This window comes from Microbacterium sp. 5K110 (genome assembly GCF_005774735.1).
Lineage (GTDB): Bacteria > Actinomycetota > Actinomycetes > Actinomycetales > Microbacteriaceae > Microbacterium.
On sequence record NZ_VBUM01000029.1, the window covers coordinates 1 to 16,215 of the forward strand.

Annotated in this window: 16 protein-coding genes; 9 read left to right on the forward strand and 7 right to left on the reverse strand. The window is 68.9% G+C overall.

Features of this window, described 5'->3' with window-relative positions; all coding sequences use genetic code 11:
• Positions 1-361 precede the first annotated feature (361 nt).
• On the forward strand, positions 362-997 hold the full coding sequence (locus tag FE256_RS08580) for an NADPH-dependent F420 reductase (protein ID WP_138174700.1): 636 nt from the start codon (positions 362-364) through the stop codon (positions 995-997).
• Positions 998-1,122: 125 nt separating this feature from the next.
• Here the strand turns inward: FE256_RS08580 and FE256_RS08585 are convergent, their stop codons facing one another.
• Positions 1,123-2,283, reverse strand: coding sequence for a cystathionine gamma-synthase (locus tag FE256_RS08585; RefSeq protein WP_138174702.1), 1,161 nt, complete (start codon positions 2,281-2,283; stop codon positions 1,123-1,125).
• Positions 2,280-3,287, reverse strand: a complete 1,008-nt coding sequence (locus tag FE256_RS08590) for a pyridoxal-phosphate dependent enzyme (protein WP_138174704.1) — start codon at positions 3,285-3,287, stop codon at positions 2,280-2,282. Before FE256_RS08590 ends, FE256_RS08585 begins: the two co-directional genes overlap by 4 nt.
• Positions 3,288-3,538: 251 nt before the next feature.
• Between FE256_RS08590 and FE256_RS08595 the strand changes: the two genes are divergently transcribed.
• The 3 genes from FE256_RS08595 to FE256_RS08605 are packed head-to-tail and all read left to right on the forward strand — an operon-like array spanning position 3,539 to position 6,213.
• Positions 3,539-4,489 (forward strand): MetQ/NlpA family ABC transporter substrate-binding protein, encoded by a 951-nt coding sequence (locus FE256_RS08595; protein ID WP_138174706.1) that lies wholly within the window; start codon positions 3,539-3,541, stop codon positions 4,487-4,489.
• Positions 4,490-4,495: 6 nt separating this feature from the next.
• On the forward strand, positions 4,496-5,518 hold the full coding sequence (locus FE256_RS08600) for a methionine ABC transporter ATP-binding protein (protein ID WP_138174708.1): 1,023 nt from the start codon (positions 4,496-4,498) through the stop codon (positions 5,516-5,518).
• Entirely contained in the window at positions 5,515-6,213 is a 699-nt protein-coding gene (locus tag FE256_RS08605; protein ID WP_138174710.1) for a methionine ABC transporter permease, read from the forward strand. Before FE256_RS08600 ends, FE256_RS08605 begins: the two co-directional genes overlap by 4 nt.
• A 40-nt stretch (positions 6,214-6,253) precedes the next feature.
• On the opposite strand, the gene FE256_RS08610 is transcribed toward FE256_RS08605, so the two are convergent.
• From FE256_RS08610 to FE256_RS08625, 4 genes are all read right to left on the reverse strand, one after another.
• Positions 6,254-7,102 (reverse strand): SDR family oxidoreductase, encoded by an 849-nt coding sequence (locus tag FE256_RS08610; RefSeq protein ID WP_138174712.1) that lies wholly within the window; start codon positions 7,100-7,102, stop codon positions 6,254-6,256.
• Positions 7,103-7,173: 71 nt separating this feature from the next.
• A complete protein-coding gene (locus tag FE256_RS08615; protein WP_138174714.1) occupies positions 7,174-7,488 on the reverse strand; it encodes a hypothetical protein in 315 nt (104 codons plus the stop codon).
• Entirely contained in the window at positions 7,485-8,057 is a 573-nt protein-coding gene (locus FE256_RS08620; protein WP_138174716.1) for an Asp23/Gls24 family envelope stress response protein, read from the reverse strand. The genes FE256_RS08615 and FE256_RS08620 overlap by 4 nt, the downstream gene beginning before the upstream one ends.
• A 4-nt stretch (positions 8,058-8,061) precedes the next feature.
• The gene (locus tag FE256_RS08625; protein WP_138174718.1) at positions 8,062-8,604 is read right to left on the reverse strand and encodes an RNA polymerase sigma factor; all 543 of its coding nucleotides are present in this window, start codon (positions 8,602-8,604) and stop codon (positions 8,062-8,064) included.
• A gap of 215 nt (positions 8,605-8,819) precedes the next feature.
• Here FE256_RS08625 and FE256_RS08630 point away from each other — a divergent pair, with 215 nt between their 5' ends.
• Positions 8,820-9,662 carry an NAD-dependent epimerase/dehydratase family protein gene (locus FE256_RS08630; RefSeq protein ID WP_138174720.1) on the forward strand — a complete coding sequence of 281 codons (843 nt, stop codon included), beginning with the start codon at positions 8,820-8,822 and terminating at the stop codon, positions 9,660-9,662.
• A 27-nt stretch (positions 9,663-9,689) separates the two neighbouring features.
• On the opposite strand, the gene FE256_RS08635 is transcribed toward FE256_RS08630, so the two are convergent.
• Entirely contained in the window at positions 9,690-10,631 is a 942-nt protein-coding gene (locus FE256_RS08635; protein WP_138174722.1) for an aldo/keto reductase, read from the reverse strand.
• A gap of 1,098 nt (positions 10,632-11,729) precedes the next feature.
• Here FE256_RS08635 and FE256_RS08645 point away from each other — a divergent pair.
• From FE256_RS08645 to FE256_RS08660, 4 genes are all read left to right on the forward strand, one after another.
• On the forward strand, positions 11,730-12,593 hold the full coding sequence (locus FE256_RS08645) for a LysR family transcriptional regulator (RefSeq protein ID WP_138174726.1): 864 nt from the start codon (positions 11,730-11,732) through the stop codon (positions 12,591-12,593).
• Between the two features lie 131 nt (positions 12,594-12,724).
• Positions 12,725-14,182 carry an amidohydrolase family protein gene (locus FE256_RS08650; protein WP_138174728.1) on the forward strand — a complete coding sequence of 486 codons (1,458 nt, stop codon included), beginning with the start codon at positions 12,725-12,727 and terminating at the stop codon, positions 14,180-14,182.
• Positions 14,179-15,171, forward strand: a complete 993-nt coding sequence (locus FE256_RS08655; protein ID WP_138174730.1) for a cyclase family protein — start codon at positions 14,179-14,181, stop codon at positions 15,169-15,171. Before FE256_RS08650 ends, FE256_RS08655 begins: the two co-directional genes overlap by 4 nt.
• Before the next feature lie 58 nt (positions 15,172-15,229).
• Positions 15,230-16,207, forward strand: coding sequence for a fumarylacetoacetate hydrolase family protein (locus FE256_RS08660; protein WP_138174732.1), 978 nt, complete (start codon positions 15,230-15,232; stop codon positions 16,205-16,207).
• Positions 16,208-16,215 lie beyond the last annotated feature (8 nt).

Sequence of the window (16,215 nt, forward strand, 5' to 3'; positions counted from 1 at the left end):
GTCCTCGCGCGTGGGATGGGGACGGGCCGTCCGCCCGCCGACGAACCAGTCTTCCACTGTCCGCCCGTGGGGTCGACGCGGCGCTCGGGACGAGCGGCCTGATCCCCGGAAAGAAAAGCGGCCCCCGGTGGTCCGAAGCCGCGTCCACCGGGGGCCGTCGCCCTCACAGGTCAAGCGGAACGGTGACCCGAACACCGGTCTGCGACCACGATCGCGAGGGTGCGACAGGAAGAAAGCTACCCTCTCCCCCCGGAACACACTTCCTCTTGACACTGATATCTCGGGATGCTAACTAACTAACTCGGTGCGCCGAATCGCCCGTTCGGGAATGCGTCTGCGGACCGAACGGTTCGCCTCCTGCATGACGACAGTAGGAATCATCGGCGCAGGAAACATCGGCCAGGCCCTCGCTCGGGGCTTCGTGGACAACGGCTACGACGTGGTCATCGCCAACTCCCGCGGGCCCGAGACGCTGGCCGACCTCGCCAGCACCCTCGGCGATCACGCCCGCGCCGCCACCGCCCACGACGCGGGCGAGGCCGGCGACATCGTCGTGGTCACGGTCCCCCTCAAGGCATACCGCGAGGTGCCCGTCGCGCCGCTGCGCGGCAAGACCGTGCTCGACACGAACAACTACTACTGGGAGCGCGACGGCCACATCGCCGATATCGACGAGAAGCGCACCACGACGTCGCAGATGCTGCAGCAGCACCTGCCGGAGAGCACGGTGGTGAAGGCGTTCAACCACATCATGGCCGCCGACATCCTGACCGATGGCTCCCCCTCCGGCACCCCGGGTCGCCGCGCCCTGGCGACCTCGAGCGACTCCGCCGAGGCGGTGGCCCTGGTCACGCGCATCTACGACGAGTTCGGCTACGACACCGTCTCGGCCGGCCCTCTCGCCGAGAGTTGGCGCGTCGAGCGCGACCAGCCCGCGTACGTCGTCCGCCAGAATCGCGACGAGCTGGAGCAGAATCTGGCCCGCGCCGAGCGCTGACCCCGCCCCGCCCCACCGATAAACGCGATCTGCACCGGGAAACGCGCTCAGCGAGCGTTCCTCGGTGCAGATCGCGTTTATGGATGCCGGGAGCCCGACGCCGTGCGGTGTCGGGCTCCCGTGCGTCAGAGGCCGGCGAGCGCCTGATCGACGTCGGCCACGAGGTCCTCGGCGGACTCGATGCCGACCGACAGACGCACGATCGTGTCGGGAACGGCGAGCTCGGTGCCACGGACGGACGCGTGGGTCATGGCATCCGGGTAGTTGACGAGCGACTCGACCCCGCCGAGGGACTCGGCGAGGGTGAACAGGCGGGTCGACTCGGCGAAGCGGCGCGCGGTGGCCCCGTCGGCGAGCTCGAGCGAGACGATGCCGCCGAAACCGCTCATCTGGGATGCCGCGAGGGCGTGACCCGGGTGCGACGGCAGGCCCGGGTAGTACACCTTCGCCACGCGGTCGTGTCCGGAGAGGTGCTCGGCGACGGCCTGCGCGTTGGCGCTGTGCCGCTGCATCCGGATGCCGAGCGTCTTGATGCCGCGCGTGGTCAGGTAGGCGTCGAACGGTCCCGACACCGCGCCCGCGGCGAACTGCAGGAACTGCACCTTCTCGGCGAGGTCGGCGTCGGCGAACGCGAGCGCGCCGCCCACGACGTCGGAGTGGCCGCCGAGGTACTTCGTCGCCGAGTGCACCACGACGTCGGCGCCGAGCGTGAGCGGACGCTGCAACGCGGGAGAGGCAAAGGTGTTGTCGACGACGACGATCGCCCCGGCCTCGTGCCCGAGGCGGGCGAGCCCGGCGATGTCGGTGATGCGCAGCATCGGGTTGCTGGGCGTCTCGACCCAGACCATGCGCGGCGCGCGCTCGGAGATCGCCGCGGCCACGGCATCCAGGTCGCTCATGTCGACCACGCGGAGCTTCACGCCCCACGGACCCAGCACGCGGGCGAGCAGACGGTAGGTGCCGCCGTACACGTCGTTGCCGAGCAGCACCTCGTCGCCCGGGACGAGGGCTGCGCGCAGCAGCGCGTCCTCACCGGCCAGCCCCGACGCGAACGACAGCGCGCGCACCCCGCCCTCGAGCGCGGCGATCTGCGTCTCGAGCGCGGTGCGGGTGGGGTTGCCGCTCCGTCCGTACTCGTACCCGCCGCGCAGTCCCCCGATACCGTCTTGCGCGTACGTCGTCGACAGGTGGATCGGGGGGATGACCGCGCCGGTCGCGGGGTCGAAGGCCTGACCCGCGTGGACGGCGAGGCTGTCGAAGCCGCGGGCGGCGTCATGGGTGCTCATGCGGAGTGCTCCTCGGGGTCGGAGAGGGGAAGGACGGATGCCACGGGCTCGACGTCGTAGCCGTGCGCGGTCATCCACTGATCGTCGAAGATCTTGCTGAGGTAGCCGCGGCCGTGGTCGGGCAGGAGGACTACGACGACGGCGTCGGCGGGGAGATCGCGTGCCACGCGCAGGGCACCGACGACGGCCATGCCGCTGGAGCCGCCGACGAGCAGCCCCTCCTCGCGGGCCAGGCGTCGCGTCATGGCGAACGACTCGGCATCCGACACCCGCTCGTAAGCGTCGACCACGGTCGGGTCGAACGCGGGCGGCCAGAAGTCCTCGCCCACGCCCTCGACGTCGTAGCCGTGGATGTCGTCGCCGGAGTAGATGGAGCCGACGGGGTCGACGCCGACGATCCGCACCGACGAGCCCGCCACCTCGCGGAGGTAGCGGCCCGTGCCGCTGATGGTGCCGCCGGTGCCGACGCCCGTGACGAAATGCGTGAGCGTGCCGTCGGTATCGCGCCAGACCTCGGGGCCCGTCGTCTCGTAGTGACTGCGCGGTCCGTTCGGGTTGGCGTACTGGTTCGGTTTGAACGCCCCGGGGATCTCGCGGACGAGGCGGTCCGAGACGCTGTAGTACGAGTTCGGGTCCTCGGGTTCGACGTTCGTGGGGGTCACCACGACCTCGGCGCCGTACGCGCGCAGCACCGCGCGCTTGTCTTCGGCGACCTTGTCGGGAACGACGAAGACGCAGCGGTAGCCGCGCTGCTGCGCGACGAGCGCGAGACCCACGCCGGTGTTGCCGCTCGTGGGTTCGACGATCGTGCCGCCGGGCTGCAGCAGCCCGTCGCGTTCGGCCGCGTCGACGATGTTGGCGGCGATGCGGTCCTTCGCGGAGCCGCCGGGGTTGAAGTACTCGATCTTCGCGAGCACCGTGGCGGCGATGCCGTCGGTCACCCGATTCAGACGGACGAGGGGGGTGTTGCCGACGAGGTCGGCGACGCTCTGGGCGTAACGCACGGTGGAGTCCTGGGGGTCGATGCGCCCGGGGGCGCGGCTGACGGGGTCGTCGAAGAAGAACGCGGAGCGTTCAGCGACAACAGCGACAGGTCAGCACGCGGTCAGCATACCCGACGATTCCGTCGCTTCGACGCGGATGAGTGGCATCCGGTCACCTCCGGTCACGTTTCGTCACGCGACTTGGGGGTGCTGCGGGCGTCTGCGTACGGTGCTCGGACGCCCGAACCGGGCGATGCACCAAGGAGACCACCATGAGTGACAGCACGAGCGGCCCGACCGGGCCCACCCTTCCCTCCAAGCCTCGCCGCCGGGGCGGACTGTACGCCGCGATCGCGATCGTCGCGGTCGCCGTCGTCGTCGCGGGCGCCCTGTTGATCCCGCGCCTGTTCGGCTCGTCCGACACCCCCGCGGCCGACGGCGAGCGCACGACCGTGCGCCTCGGAACGACGGACGCTGCCCAGGGCCACTGGCCGGTCCTGAAGGAGATCCTGGCGGAGGAGGGCATCGACCTGGAGGTCGTCGCCTTCGACTCCTACGAGACGCCGAACCCCGCACTGGCCGACGGATCGATCGACCTGAACGCGTTCCAGCACATCGACTACCTGTCCGACCACAACGTCGCCACGGGCGACGGTCTCGCCGTCGTCGGGCCGACCCTCATCGTGCCCCTCCCCATCTACTCGGAGCAGTACTCCGACGTCGCCGACATCCCCGAGGGCGGCCGTGTGGCCATCCCGCAGGACGCCACCAACCAGGCGCGCGCACTGAAGGTGCTGCAGTCCGCGGGGCTGCTGACGCTGAACGACGCGACGACCCCGACCCCGGCCGACATCGTCACCAGCCGCGTGCAGGTCGAGCCGGTCGACGCCTCGCTCACCGCTCCGGCGCTCCAGGACCCGTCCATCGCGGCCGCGATCGTCAACAACAACTTCGCCACGGACGCCGGGATCATCGACAAGGCGATCTTCTCGGTCGACCCCTCCGACGCGAACAGCTGGCCGTACATCAACATCATCGCCTCGCGCGCCGGCGAGGAGGACAACACCGTCTACCAGAAGGTCTGGGAGGCGTACCACGACCCGCGCGTGACCGACATCGTGGTGTCCGAGTCCAGCGGAACGGCCCGCATCGTCGAGGAGAAGCCGGCGCAAGTGCGCGACTGGCTCGCTCAGATCGAGAAGCAGAAGGAAGCGGGGGCCTGATCCCGCATGCCGCCGCTCATCCGCCTCTCGGGCGTCACCAAGTCGTATGACGTCGACGGCAGCACCGTCACCGCGCTCGACGGTGTCGATCTGGAGATCGCCGCGGGAGAGATCTTTGCCGTCATCGGCCAGTCCGGTGCGGGCAAGAGCACTCTGGTGCGCCTGATCAACGGGCTCGAACGGGTGACCTCGGGCACGGTCGTGGTCGACGGCGTCGATATCTCGACCCTGCCCGAGCGGCAGGTGCGCCCCATCCGCTGGCGTACGGGGATGATCTTCCAGCAGTTCAACCTGTTCGCCTCGCGGACCGTCGCCGGCAATGTCATCTACCCGTTGAAGGTCGCGGGATGGTCGAAAGCCGACCGCGAGAAGCGTGCGGCCGAGCTGCTGGATTTCGTGGGGCTGCTCGACCGGGCGCACGCCTACCCCGACCAGCTCTCGGGGGGTCAGAAGCAGCGCGTCGGCATCGCTCGCGCTCTCGCGACCTCTCCCCCGATCCTGCTGGCGGACGAATCCACGAGCGCCCTCGACCCGGCGACCACGGCGGACGTGCTCGACCTGTTGCGCCGCGTGAACCGTGAGCTGGGTGTCACCGTGGTCGTGATCACCCACGAGATGGACGTCGTGCGCGCGATCGCCGACCGCGTCGCGGTGCTCAGCGCCGGCCGGATCGTCGAGACGGGAACGGCGTTCGAGGTGTTCGCCGAGCCCACCTCCGACACCGGCAGGTCGTTCGTCTCCACCGCTCTGCACGATCGCCCGAGTACCGCGGACCTGGAGCGGTTGCGCGCGGCCCACCCGGGTCGCATCGTGATCGCCGACGTCATCGACGGTGCCGGGATCGGCGGCATCCTGTCGCGCGCCGCGAACGCCGGTGTGACCTTCGAGCTGCTGTACGGCGGGATCAGCTCCCTGCAGCAACGGTCCTTCGGCTCGCTCACGGTGGAGCTGACGGGGTCGGACGAATCGGTGGATGCCGTGATCGCGCAGTTGCGCGCGGTCACCCGCGTCGAGGAGGTGGCGCGATGACGACGCTCAGCGCTCTGATCGTTCCCGCCGCGACGCAGTGGAGCTGGGACCGGTACGGACCGATCCTGCTCGAGTCGATCGGCCAGACCCTCACGATGGTGCTGCTCACGATGGTGTTCGGCGGGATCGGCGGCCTCCTCCTCGGACTCGCGCTCTACGTCACGCGCACGGGCGGGGTGCTCCCGAACCGCGCGGTCAACGTCGTGCTGAACCTCCTGGTGAACGTGTTCCGGCCGATCCCGTTCATCGTGCTGATCCTGGCGCTGTCCCCGGTAACGGCCGCGGTGGTGGGGACGGCGATCGGCACCACGGCCGCGGTCGTGCCCCTCTCGATCGCGGTGACGTTCGGATTCTCGCGGATCGTCGAGCAGAACCTCGTCACGATCAGCCCCGGCGTGATCGAGGCGGCACGGGCCGCGGGTGCGGGACCGTGGCGGATCATCGCGACCCTGCTCGTCCCCGAAGCGCTCGGGCCGTTGATCCTCGGCTACACGTTCGTCGTGGTGGCGATCGTGGACATGACCGCCGTCGCCGGGGCGGTAGGCGCGGGAGGGCTCGGCTCGTTCGCCCTGACCTACGGCTTCCGCCGGTGGGACTTCCTCACGATGTGGATCGCGATCGGCATCATCATCGTGCTGGTCCAGCTGGCGCAGTTCCTGGGCAACCGGCTCGCGCGTCGGATCCTGCGGCGCTGATCCGGGCGGTCGCGTCGCCGGGTACCGGCGGCGCGGCCGCTCAGGCGATCGCGCCGAGGAACTCGTCGAAGGTCTGGGCGGGCCGTCCCGTCACCTTCTCGACGTCGCCCGACACCCCCGCGAGGTCGCCGCTGGCGATCGCGGTGTACGTGCTCACCCAGGCGTCGACCTGCCATCGCGGGGCGCCGAACACCGCGCGCGAGGCGTACGCCTCGTCGACCGTCTCGTCGTGGAAGCGCACCGGCTGTCCGCGCACGGCCGAGATCTTCTGAGCGACCTCGTCGAGTGTCAGGGCTTCGGGCCCCGTGAGGTCGTACGCCCGGTCGGCGTGGGCCGCGGGATCGCGCAACACGGCGACGGCCGTCGCGGCCACGTCCGAGCGCGACACCAGCGAGCACCGGCCGGTCCCCGCCGGGCCCCGGATGACACCGTCATCGCCCGCGAAGAGCTCCATCATGTCCATGTAGAAGTTGTCGCGGAGGAACGTCCACGACATGCCGGATCCCCGGATCATCTCCTCGGTGGCGGCATGGTCGCGCCCGAGAGTGAAGACCGCATCGGGCGCCGCGGCGAGGAACGACGTGTATACGATCGAGCGCACCCCGGCCCGCGCCGCGGCCTCGACGAAAGTGCGGTGGTGTTCAACCCGATCGGCCGACTCGGAGGCGGAGACCATGAAGAGCGTCTCGACCCCGGCGAGGGCGGATGCCGCCGCTGCCGCGTCGGAGTAGCCCGCGACGTGGACTTCGGCACCCTCGAGTTCCGGCGCTCGGGCCGCGTCGCGCACGAGCAGCCGTTGAGGGATGCCGCGGGCGGCGAGGTCGCGCGCGACGCGGCCTCCCACGGCTCCGGTGGATCCGGCGACGGCGATCACGGGTTGCGCAGGCATTCGTCCTCCGAGAGGCGGGAATCGGTGCCCCCAGCGTATTCCGCCGCGCAGAGAGGTGGCCGCGACCTCTCTCAGGTTCGCGGGGCGACCAGGCGCGCGACCCGCACGCGCACGGTGTCGGAGGGCGCAGCACCGGCTCCGCGCACGGCCTCGGCGACGGCGGATGCCACCGCGGCGCCGTCGTCGCCGCGGGAGACACCGATGCAGACGGTGATCGCGCGGGCTCCGGCGGTCTCGTCGACCGCGGCAAGCGACCCCTCCACGTCGGCCACGCGCTCGTACGCGCGCGCCACGATCGGGCGTGCGGAGTACGTCTCACGGACGCCGACGACCGCGGTCACGGCCATGTCGATGCGCGGGGCCAGTTCGGCAGCGGTATCCGTCATCCCTCGTCCTCCCCCTCCAGATGTACGTCTCCGACGGTGATATCCACACGCCCCACCCGCAGTTCGCCGTGGCGCTCGATCGCCACCCGGATGCCGTCGCGCAGGAGATCCACCGTGTCCTGCATCGGGTAACCGAACAGGACGCTCACGTTCACCCGCACATCCAGCGGCGCGGTGGGTTCGATCTGATCGATGCGGACGCGCCCCACGAGCACCCCTTCGATGTCGTCGCCGACCGAGCGGATCACCTCGTAGAGCGCGCCCTCGGTGACCACGAGCTGCGTGCCGTCCGGGGTACGGGCCAACGGGATGTCACGGCCCGCGCGGAACTCCCGCATCACTTCGCGCATGATCTCGTCGTACCAGGACTCCGCCAGGGGTTCCGCGGCCTGTTCCTCGACGATCTCGCGGGACATCCGACCCATGCGCTCCATGGAGGCCAGCAGGGCCTGGCACTCGGCGTTGCGCTCGATCGTCGGGATCCGCGGAGTGCGGCCACGATCCAGGTACGCGGAGAGATCTTCGAGCGAGTAGCCCGAGCCGCCCACGTCGTCCACGTCGTCACTCATTCGATCACCTCCACTCCTGCATGCGTTCCAGTACGGTTTTTCGCGCCCGAGCCAGGCGCCCGCGCACCGTCGCCGGAGTCTCGCCGACCTCGGTCGCGATCTCGTCGTAACTGTGTCCGCCGATCTCGCGCAAGACCCAGACGACACGCATCTCTTCGGGAAGATCGGCCAGAACCTTCTTCAGGGCGTCCATCTGCGACGATGCCACAACGGAGCGCTCCGGGTCATCCCCCGCCGAGACCATCTGTTCGTCGATCGGCTCCGAGATCTTCCGCGCCCGCAGGCGATCGGTGGCCTTGCGCGAGACGATCGTGGTGAGCCAGCTGCGGACCTTGGCGGGGTCGGCGAGGTCGGGAAGCCGTCGCCACGCGGTGATGAGTGCTTCTTGGACGCAATCGTCGGCATCGGCGCGGGACCCGGTGAGCTTGGTGGCGAACGCGACGAGGAACGGGGCGTGGCGGCGCACCAGCACGCCGAAGGCGATCTGATCACCGTCGGCCGCGCGCGACGCGAGGAAGGCGTCGGTCGCGGAGGACAAAGAGCTCATGCCGGTTTCCTGTCAGGTGTCGCTGGGCCGCGTCTTCGTGACGATGCGCGAAGTCGGCTCGTGACCTAGCGAAGCACTCGTCGCTCTCGAGCGCGCGAGGTTGACGAAAGGAGGAACTCGTGGCATCCCCCTCCCGCCGTTCGCCGAAGGCCTCCCTGCCCCGTCGCGCCCGTGCACCGGTAACGTCGTGCAGAACCCCCGAACGAAGGACGTCCATGCGTATCGCCCTCACAGGCTCCTCCGGCAAGCTCGGCACCGTCGTCGCCCGCGAACTGCGCGCGGCCGGACACGAGGTCATCGGCCTCGACGTGCGCGGCGAGCGCGGACCCGGATTCGTCCAGGTGGAACTCACCGACTACGGCCAGGTCATCGATGCCCTTGCGGGCGTCAACGATCAGCACGACGGGATCGACGCGCTCGTCCACCTCGGCGCGATCCCGGCCCCGGGCATCCGCTCGGACGTCGCGACGTTCCACAACAACATGACGAGCACGTTCAACGTGTTCTGGGCCGCCGTCCGGTTGGGCATCGACCGGATCGTGTACGCCTCGAGCGAGACCGTGCTGGGCCTGCCCTTCGACATCGACCCGCCCTACATCCCCGTCGACGAGGACTACGCCCCGCGCCCCGAGTCGGTGTACTCCCTCGTGAAAGTGCTCGAGGAGCACCTGGCCACGGAGCTCGTCCGCTGGCATCCGGAGCTGTCGATCACGGCGCTGCGGTTCTCGAACGTCATGGTGCCGGAGGACTACGCCGAGTTCCCGTTCGATGCCGACGCCCGCGCCCGCAAGTGGAACCTCTGGGGCTACATCGACGCGCGCGACGGTGCGCAAGCCGTGCAGCGCGCGCTCGAGAACGCGCCGACCGGGTTCGACCGCTTCATCATCGCGGCCGCCGACACGGTGACGACGCGTCCGAACGCCGAACTGGTGGCCGAGGTCTTCCCGGGCGTCGAGACGCGCGGCGACCTCGACGGCACCGGCACCCTGCTCTCGATCGACAAGGCGCGGCGTCTGCTCGGTTACGACCCGCAGCACTCCTGGCGCGACCACCGCTGACACCGCACGCGGGCCGACCGCGCGGGCTCAGCGCCAGGCGCGCGCGGACCGCTGTCGCCAGTACGTCTCGGGGTCGACCGCGAGTCGACGACGCGTCTCTTCGTCGACGCGCACCGAACGGCTCGCGACGCCGCGCTCCAGCTGCGCCCGGGTGGACGCGCCACTGAGGACGATGTCGACTCCGGGCTGAGCCCGAGCGGCCCCGAGGGCGAAAGCGTCCAGAGGAAGCCCCGCGGCGGCGACGGCCAGCTCCCCTCCCGGGTCCGCCTCGGCGAGCTCACCGTTGGCCAATGCCTCCTTCACCACAACGGTCCAGCCGTCGTCATGAGCGCGAGCGAGTGCCGGCCCCACCGTGCCTTCGAGCAGGTTCCAGGTCGCCTGCACGACCGAGAACGGCGTGCGGTCCAACGTCCGGGCCGCGTCGAGCACCGATGCCTGGTACGGACCGCTCGTGGACAGTCCCACCCGCACCCCCGCGTCGGACAGGCGCCGGAGCTCCTCGATCAGCGCGGCGTCGCGCAACGCCGGGCTCTCCGGCGTGACCGAGTGGATGAGGTAGAAGTCGGGAGCCCGGCCGAGCGCCGCGAGCGTCTCGGGCCACTGCCGGTGGAACATCGCGACCGAGTGCTCTTTGCGCTCGTGCACCTCGGCATCCATCCGCCACCCGCCGACGTACGCGTACCCCCACTTCGACCCGATCGTGAGCTCCGCGGCGCGGTCGGGGTGCAGCCGCAGCCATGCGCCGAGGAACTCCTCGGCGTGACCGTAGGACCGCGCCGCATCGACGTACCGGATGCCGAGTTGCCACGCCGCGTCGAGGAGCTCGTGGCTGCGCGCGCGCATCGCGTCGATCGTCCGGTCGGCCGGATCGCCGAGGTCGCCGTCGCGTCCGACAGTGATGTACGCGGGGCGCCCCACAGCGGCGAGTCCGAGGCCGAGGGCCGCCGAGGGTACGGGATCGTCGCTCATGACACGACGTTAGCCCGCTGACGCCGACGGTGTGCGGGCGCGGAGGATGCCGACACAGGGGAGCATGATCGGCGCGGAATGTCACCGGATCCAAGCCTTCAGCGCGGTTCCTTCTCCGCCAGTCGAAGCAAGCCCCGACGACCCCGGAGAGCGCGAAGAAGTCGCAGAGAAAGAGCGAAGGCGGGCAAAAAAGGCCAGATCAAGCCACCGAAGAAATCGGCAATCTCTGACACGTGAATGCCGAGATGAGGGCGAATCGCACGGACCGTTGCACGGATGAATCTCTCGGTTCCTGGAACTCGCAAACAATCCGGCTCACCAAGTCATTTCAACCCTATTCCCAAGGGGAACGGACACCCCTTTCAAAAACCCCCAGAAATGGGGGTTTTCGTTCCCTGTCACCACCTTCGAGCGCGCACTGGCGCGCGCGCATGCCGCTGCTCACAGCGGCCGAGGCGTGCGCCCCCGAAAGACGGCGCACCCCCTGAACCCCAGGCTACGGCGGCCGACGCGGCCCCGCGAGTGAGGCTCGGCCCACCGATCAGGATGAAATCTCCGGGAACGTCAGGCAACGAAAGAAAGGAAAAATAGCCTGCCGCATTCACCCGTACGCAACCTTCGGATTTCGTGAATCAACCCCTTTCCTGCCACGATTACCGCGGAAGGGAAATTGATGGCACGCGCTCGGACTGTCACGCACGCATATCGACTGGCAACGGGTTGGGAGAAGGTCGGTCGACGCCCTTTGACGCCCGAATCCGCCCTCGAGTTGCGCTCAAAGGGGTACACGATGGTGGTGGCCAAGAGGGGATTCTTCGACGCCCGCGAGATCTCCCTGAGCCAACTGCTCCCGCCGAGGTGATCAAGAAATACTAAGTTGATTAGAACTTCGTAGATCGAAATATCAGACCCCGCTGGATGACGAGACCTCCCGTCGGCCCCGGAAGGTTCACGGGCCGCCGTCCGCGGGCGACGTCGACGGGCCTCTTTCGGCCCGCTGCAGTCGGAAGAGGTCGCGTGCGACTTGCCGACCCGGGCGCCGCAGCGCCAGACTCCGTACGACGGGGCATGGAGGCCGGCCGGCCGTGAGGTGATGACGTGGACGTTGACTCGCTCAGATTCGTGGTCACTCTGGCAGAAGAACGTCACTTCGGACGCTCTGCTCACCGCCACCACATCGGCGCAGCACAGTTCGGCCGGCGGATACGGCAGATCGAGATCGATCTCGGTGTCGAGATCTTCCATCGCACGAGCCGACGCGTCGAGGTCACCGCTGTCGGCGAGGCGGTCCTCGCCCAGACTGAGCGCGTGCTGGACGAACTGGACCGATTGCGATCGTCCACTCGCCAGGCGGAGGCCGAGAACACCGTCAGGGTCGGTGTCCTCGGCTTCGGGGTGGGAGATCGGTGGAGCCATGTCCGCGACCTCGTCCTCGCGTGGTACCCGGGCGTGACGCTCGCGCACCGGACACTCACACTGGTCGATCAGTATTCGGCGCTTCGTCGGCGCGAAGTCGACGTCGCCCTCGTGCACTACCTCGGCGATGTGGAGGGGCTGGATCTCCAACTCGTCATGCAGACACCTCGTGTCGCCGTGATCCCGGCATCCTCTCCCCTGGCAGCCTCGCCACGGATCAGCGCCGAGGACATCGATCACCACCGCTGGCTGCGCTTCGCCGAAGGCGACGAGCGGTTCTCGGACTGGGTCGGGCCCTACCGTCCCGATACCGGAGGCACGGCGATAGCAACGCTCGACACGGTGACTACTGCGGTGGCCACGACGGGTCTGTTCGGTATCCACGGCGAGGTGGCAGCCCGGTTCTTCGCCCGCCCCGACGTGCGGTTCCTCTCGCTGGACGGCGCTCCCGTCTCAACCGCGCTGGCGACACGCGACGACGACGATCGGCCCGTCGTGGGTGCGTTCCGCGCCGCCGCAGCTTTCGTCGCCGACCTCTCCGGCTGATCGTCCCGCGATCCGGTCATGTCGCGTGTGCACTCAGATCATGTCCATATTGGTCAATGATCGCCGGGCCCTCCCCTGCGAGCATGGCATCGCTTCCGTCAAAGCGGACGGGAGTGATGCGGGAGACGACGATGACGAAAAAGCGCACTCTGGTGACCGGTGGTCACGTGATCACGATGGATCCGACGCTCGGGGATCTGCCCGCCGGCGACGTTCTCGTCGAAGACGGACGAATCGTCGCGGTGAAGCCGCGGATCGAGGCGTCGGACTGCGAAGTGATCGACGCCACGGGGAGGATCGTGCTGCCGGGACTGATCGACACACATCGACACACCTGGCAATCGCTCGTCCGCGGGATCTGCGCCGACTGGACGCTCGGAGACTATTACTTCGGCATCCGGCTGGGCATCTCACCGGCGCTCACCGCTGAAGACCTCCGTCTGGCGCAGATCGTCGGGGGCGTGGACGCCCTGAACTCCGGGGTGACGACCCTCCTCGACTTCTCGCACACGAACAACACGCCCGATCACAGCGACGCCGCGATCGAAGGCATCATGGACAGCGGTGTGCGCGCCGTTCATTGCCACGGATTCTTCGAAAGTAGCCCCGCCGCGACGCAGTTCGGCACGCACGCCGACCGGCTCCATGACTACAGACGGCTCGTGGACACCTACTTCTCGGATCCCGACGCGCGCGTGACGCGGGGTGTTTCCCTCAGCGAGCCGCTGGGTCTGCCGTGGCAGGACACGATCAACGAGATCACGACGGCGCGAGACCACGGCGCCCTCATGGTCAATCACACCGGCTGCGTATGGGGCAGCCCGCTCACCTTCGGCATCCCCGAACTCGACGCGCTCGACCTGCTCGGCCCCGACATCGTCCACGTCCACGGCAATTCCCTCACCGACGAGGAGTGGGGACTCATCGCGCGCTCCGGCGGCAAGGTGTCGATCGCGGTCGAGACCGAACTCAACATGGGAATGGGGCGGCCGGTCTTCGACGCCTGCCGGCGGCATGGGATCGCCCCGACGCTCGGTGCCGACGTGATCAGCCTGAACAGCGGAGACCTCTGGCACGAGGCCCGGTTCGGCCTCGGATTCGCGCGCTGGGATGCGACACACGAGCTGAACCTCTCGGGCGCGATGCCCGAGGCGGTGATCAGCACGGCGAGAGACGCCATGTCGTGGGTGACCCTAAACGGTGCGGACGCGCTCGGGATGAGCGACCGGATCGGCTCTCTGACTCCGGGCAAGCGTGCCGACCTCATCATCGTCGGCGGAGACGCCATCGAACAGCACCCGCGGACCGATCCGTATGGAACGCTCGTCTTCCAGACGACGGCGCACGACGTCCAGACGGTTCTCGTCGAGGGGAACATCGTCAAACGGGACGGCATCGTCCTCAGTCACGACATCCACGCGCTCGGCCGCCGCGCCGACACCGCCGCGCAACAGATCCTCGAACGCGTCGCCGCCTCCGGTCGATCCCTGCCCGGCACACCCCCGGGCGCGTGGGGGGCGATCGACCCCATGGCGCAGGGCTTCCTGCGCGAAGCGCGGGCGGCCGCGGCGGCAGCGGCGGCGCGATGACGGAGCCGAACGCCATCCTCGGCGCTGATGCAGAGGCCGCGATCGCTGCGGCCGCGGCGAGGTGCAGCAACGTGGGTCGCTGGGGGGCGGATGACGTGATCGGCACGTTGAACCTCATCGACGACGTGTGCCGACGCCGGGCCGCCGCTCTCGTGCGCCGCGGCGAAACATACTCGCTTTCGCTCCGATTCGATGCACATGGGCCCCAGAACGGGTGGCGCGGACGAACCAACCCGGTCCGCACGATGCTGACATCGGGCTTGGATCATGAGCACGGCGTCCAGGGCTTTCCCCACGGACTCGGGGGCGCAGACGACGTCGTCTTCATGCCTCTCCAGGCGGCGACGCAGTGGGACGGGCTCGGCCACATCTTCGACCACGGCGTCGCATGGAACGGCCGACGCGCCTCGCGCGTCGTCACCGGCGAGGGAGACCTCGTGACCGGCATCGAGACCGTTGCGTCGCTCATGGTCGGCCGGGGAGTCCTCGTGGATGTGGGCGGATCTATCGGTATCGACGGTGAGCTGGCTGACGGATACGCGATCTCGGTCGCCGACATCGAGAGAACGCTCGCTGCTCAGGGCGATGTCCAGGTCGGACGTGGCGACTTTCTGCTCGTTCGCACCGGGCAACTGGCTCGTGCACGACGTCGGCTCGCCGAAGGAGCCGGGTGGGGGCAGTACGCCGGCGGTGCGGCACCGGGGTTGTCCTTCGCCACGATCGACTGGTTGCACGCGCGTGACGTTGCCGCTGTGGCCACCGACACGTGGGGCGTGGAAGTCCGGCCCAACGAGTTCGACGGCGCCTTCCAACCTTTCCACCAGGTGGTGATCCCGCACCTGGGGCTCTTCTTGGGCGAGATGTGGGACATGGATGACCTTGCCCGTGCCTGCGCTGCGGATGGGGTCTATGAGTTCATGCTCTGCGCGGCCCCTCTTCCCTTCACGGGGGCCGTCGGCTCTCCCGTGAACCCGATCGCCATTCGCTGATCGCTCATCGCGCCCGGGTGCTGCCCGGCGCCCAGCCTCGACCACGGAGGAGGACGAGATGCGCCTCGCCACCTGGCAGCAATCCGACGCCGTGAAGTCCGGCGTCGTCACCGACGAGGGAGCCCACGCATTCCCCGCCGGGATGACGGTGCTGGATGCCGTGGAGCTCGGGCTACCGTCCGCGCTCGACCTCGGGCGCCGGACGGTCGCCAGCGAACCCGCCGTCACGCTGGAGAAGGTGCGGCTGCTTCCACCGCTCAGTCCTCCATCCGTGCGTGACTTTGCCGCGTTCGAGCAGCACGTTCGGGGCGCGCTCCGATCGGTGACGGCCAGCGCGGTCGTGCCGGAGGAGTGGTATGCGGCGCCCGCCTTCTACTTCAGCAATCCGCACGGACTCGTGGGGGCGCACGACGATGTGCCGATACCGCCGGGGTGTGTGCGCTTCGACTTCGAGTTGGAGGTGGCGGCCGTCCTGACGGGAGAGGGACGATCTCTGAGCGTCGGAGAAGCCGACGAGCACATCTTCGGCTACGCGATTCTCAATGACTGGTCAGCCCGAGACGTGCAGAGTCGCGAGATGCGCGTGGGGCTCGGACCCGCCAAGTCGAAAGACACGGCCACCACGTTCGGGCCGTGGATCGTCACCAGGGACGAACTCGATCCCCTCATGGACGAGGACGGTTTTCTCCCGTTGCGGATGACGGTGACGATCAACGACGTCGAGGTGGGCGACGACGTTCTCTCGAACATGGCCTGGACATTCCCCGAGCTCATTGCTCACGCGTCCCGGGGCGCAGTCATCCGCTCCGGCGACGTGATCGGCTCGGGCACGTGCGGCAATGGCGGATCCCTGGCCGAGCTCTGGGGCACCCAAGGCGAAACCGCCCACCGGCCCCTCGATAGAGGAGACATCGTCGCGATGACGGTCTCGTGCTTGGGCGAGATACGCAATCGGGTCGTCGCGGGGTTCGACCCCCCGCCGGTACGCAGCGCCCGCCGTCGCGGGATGTCGGCTGTCGCGGAGGCGGCACAGTGAGGGAGGAG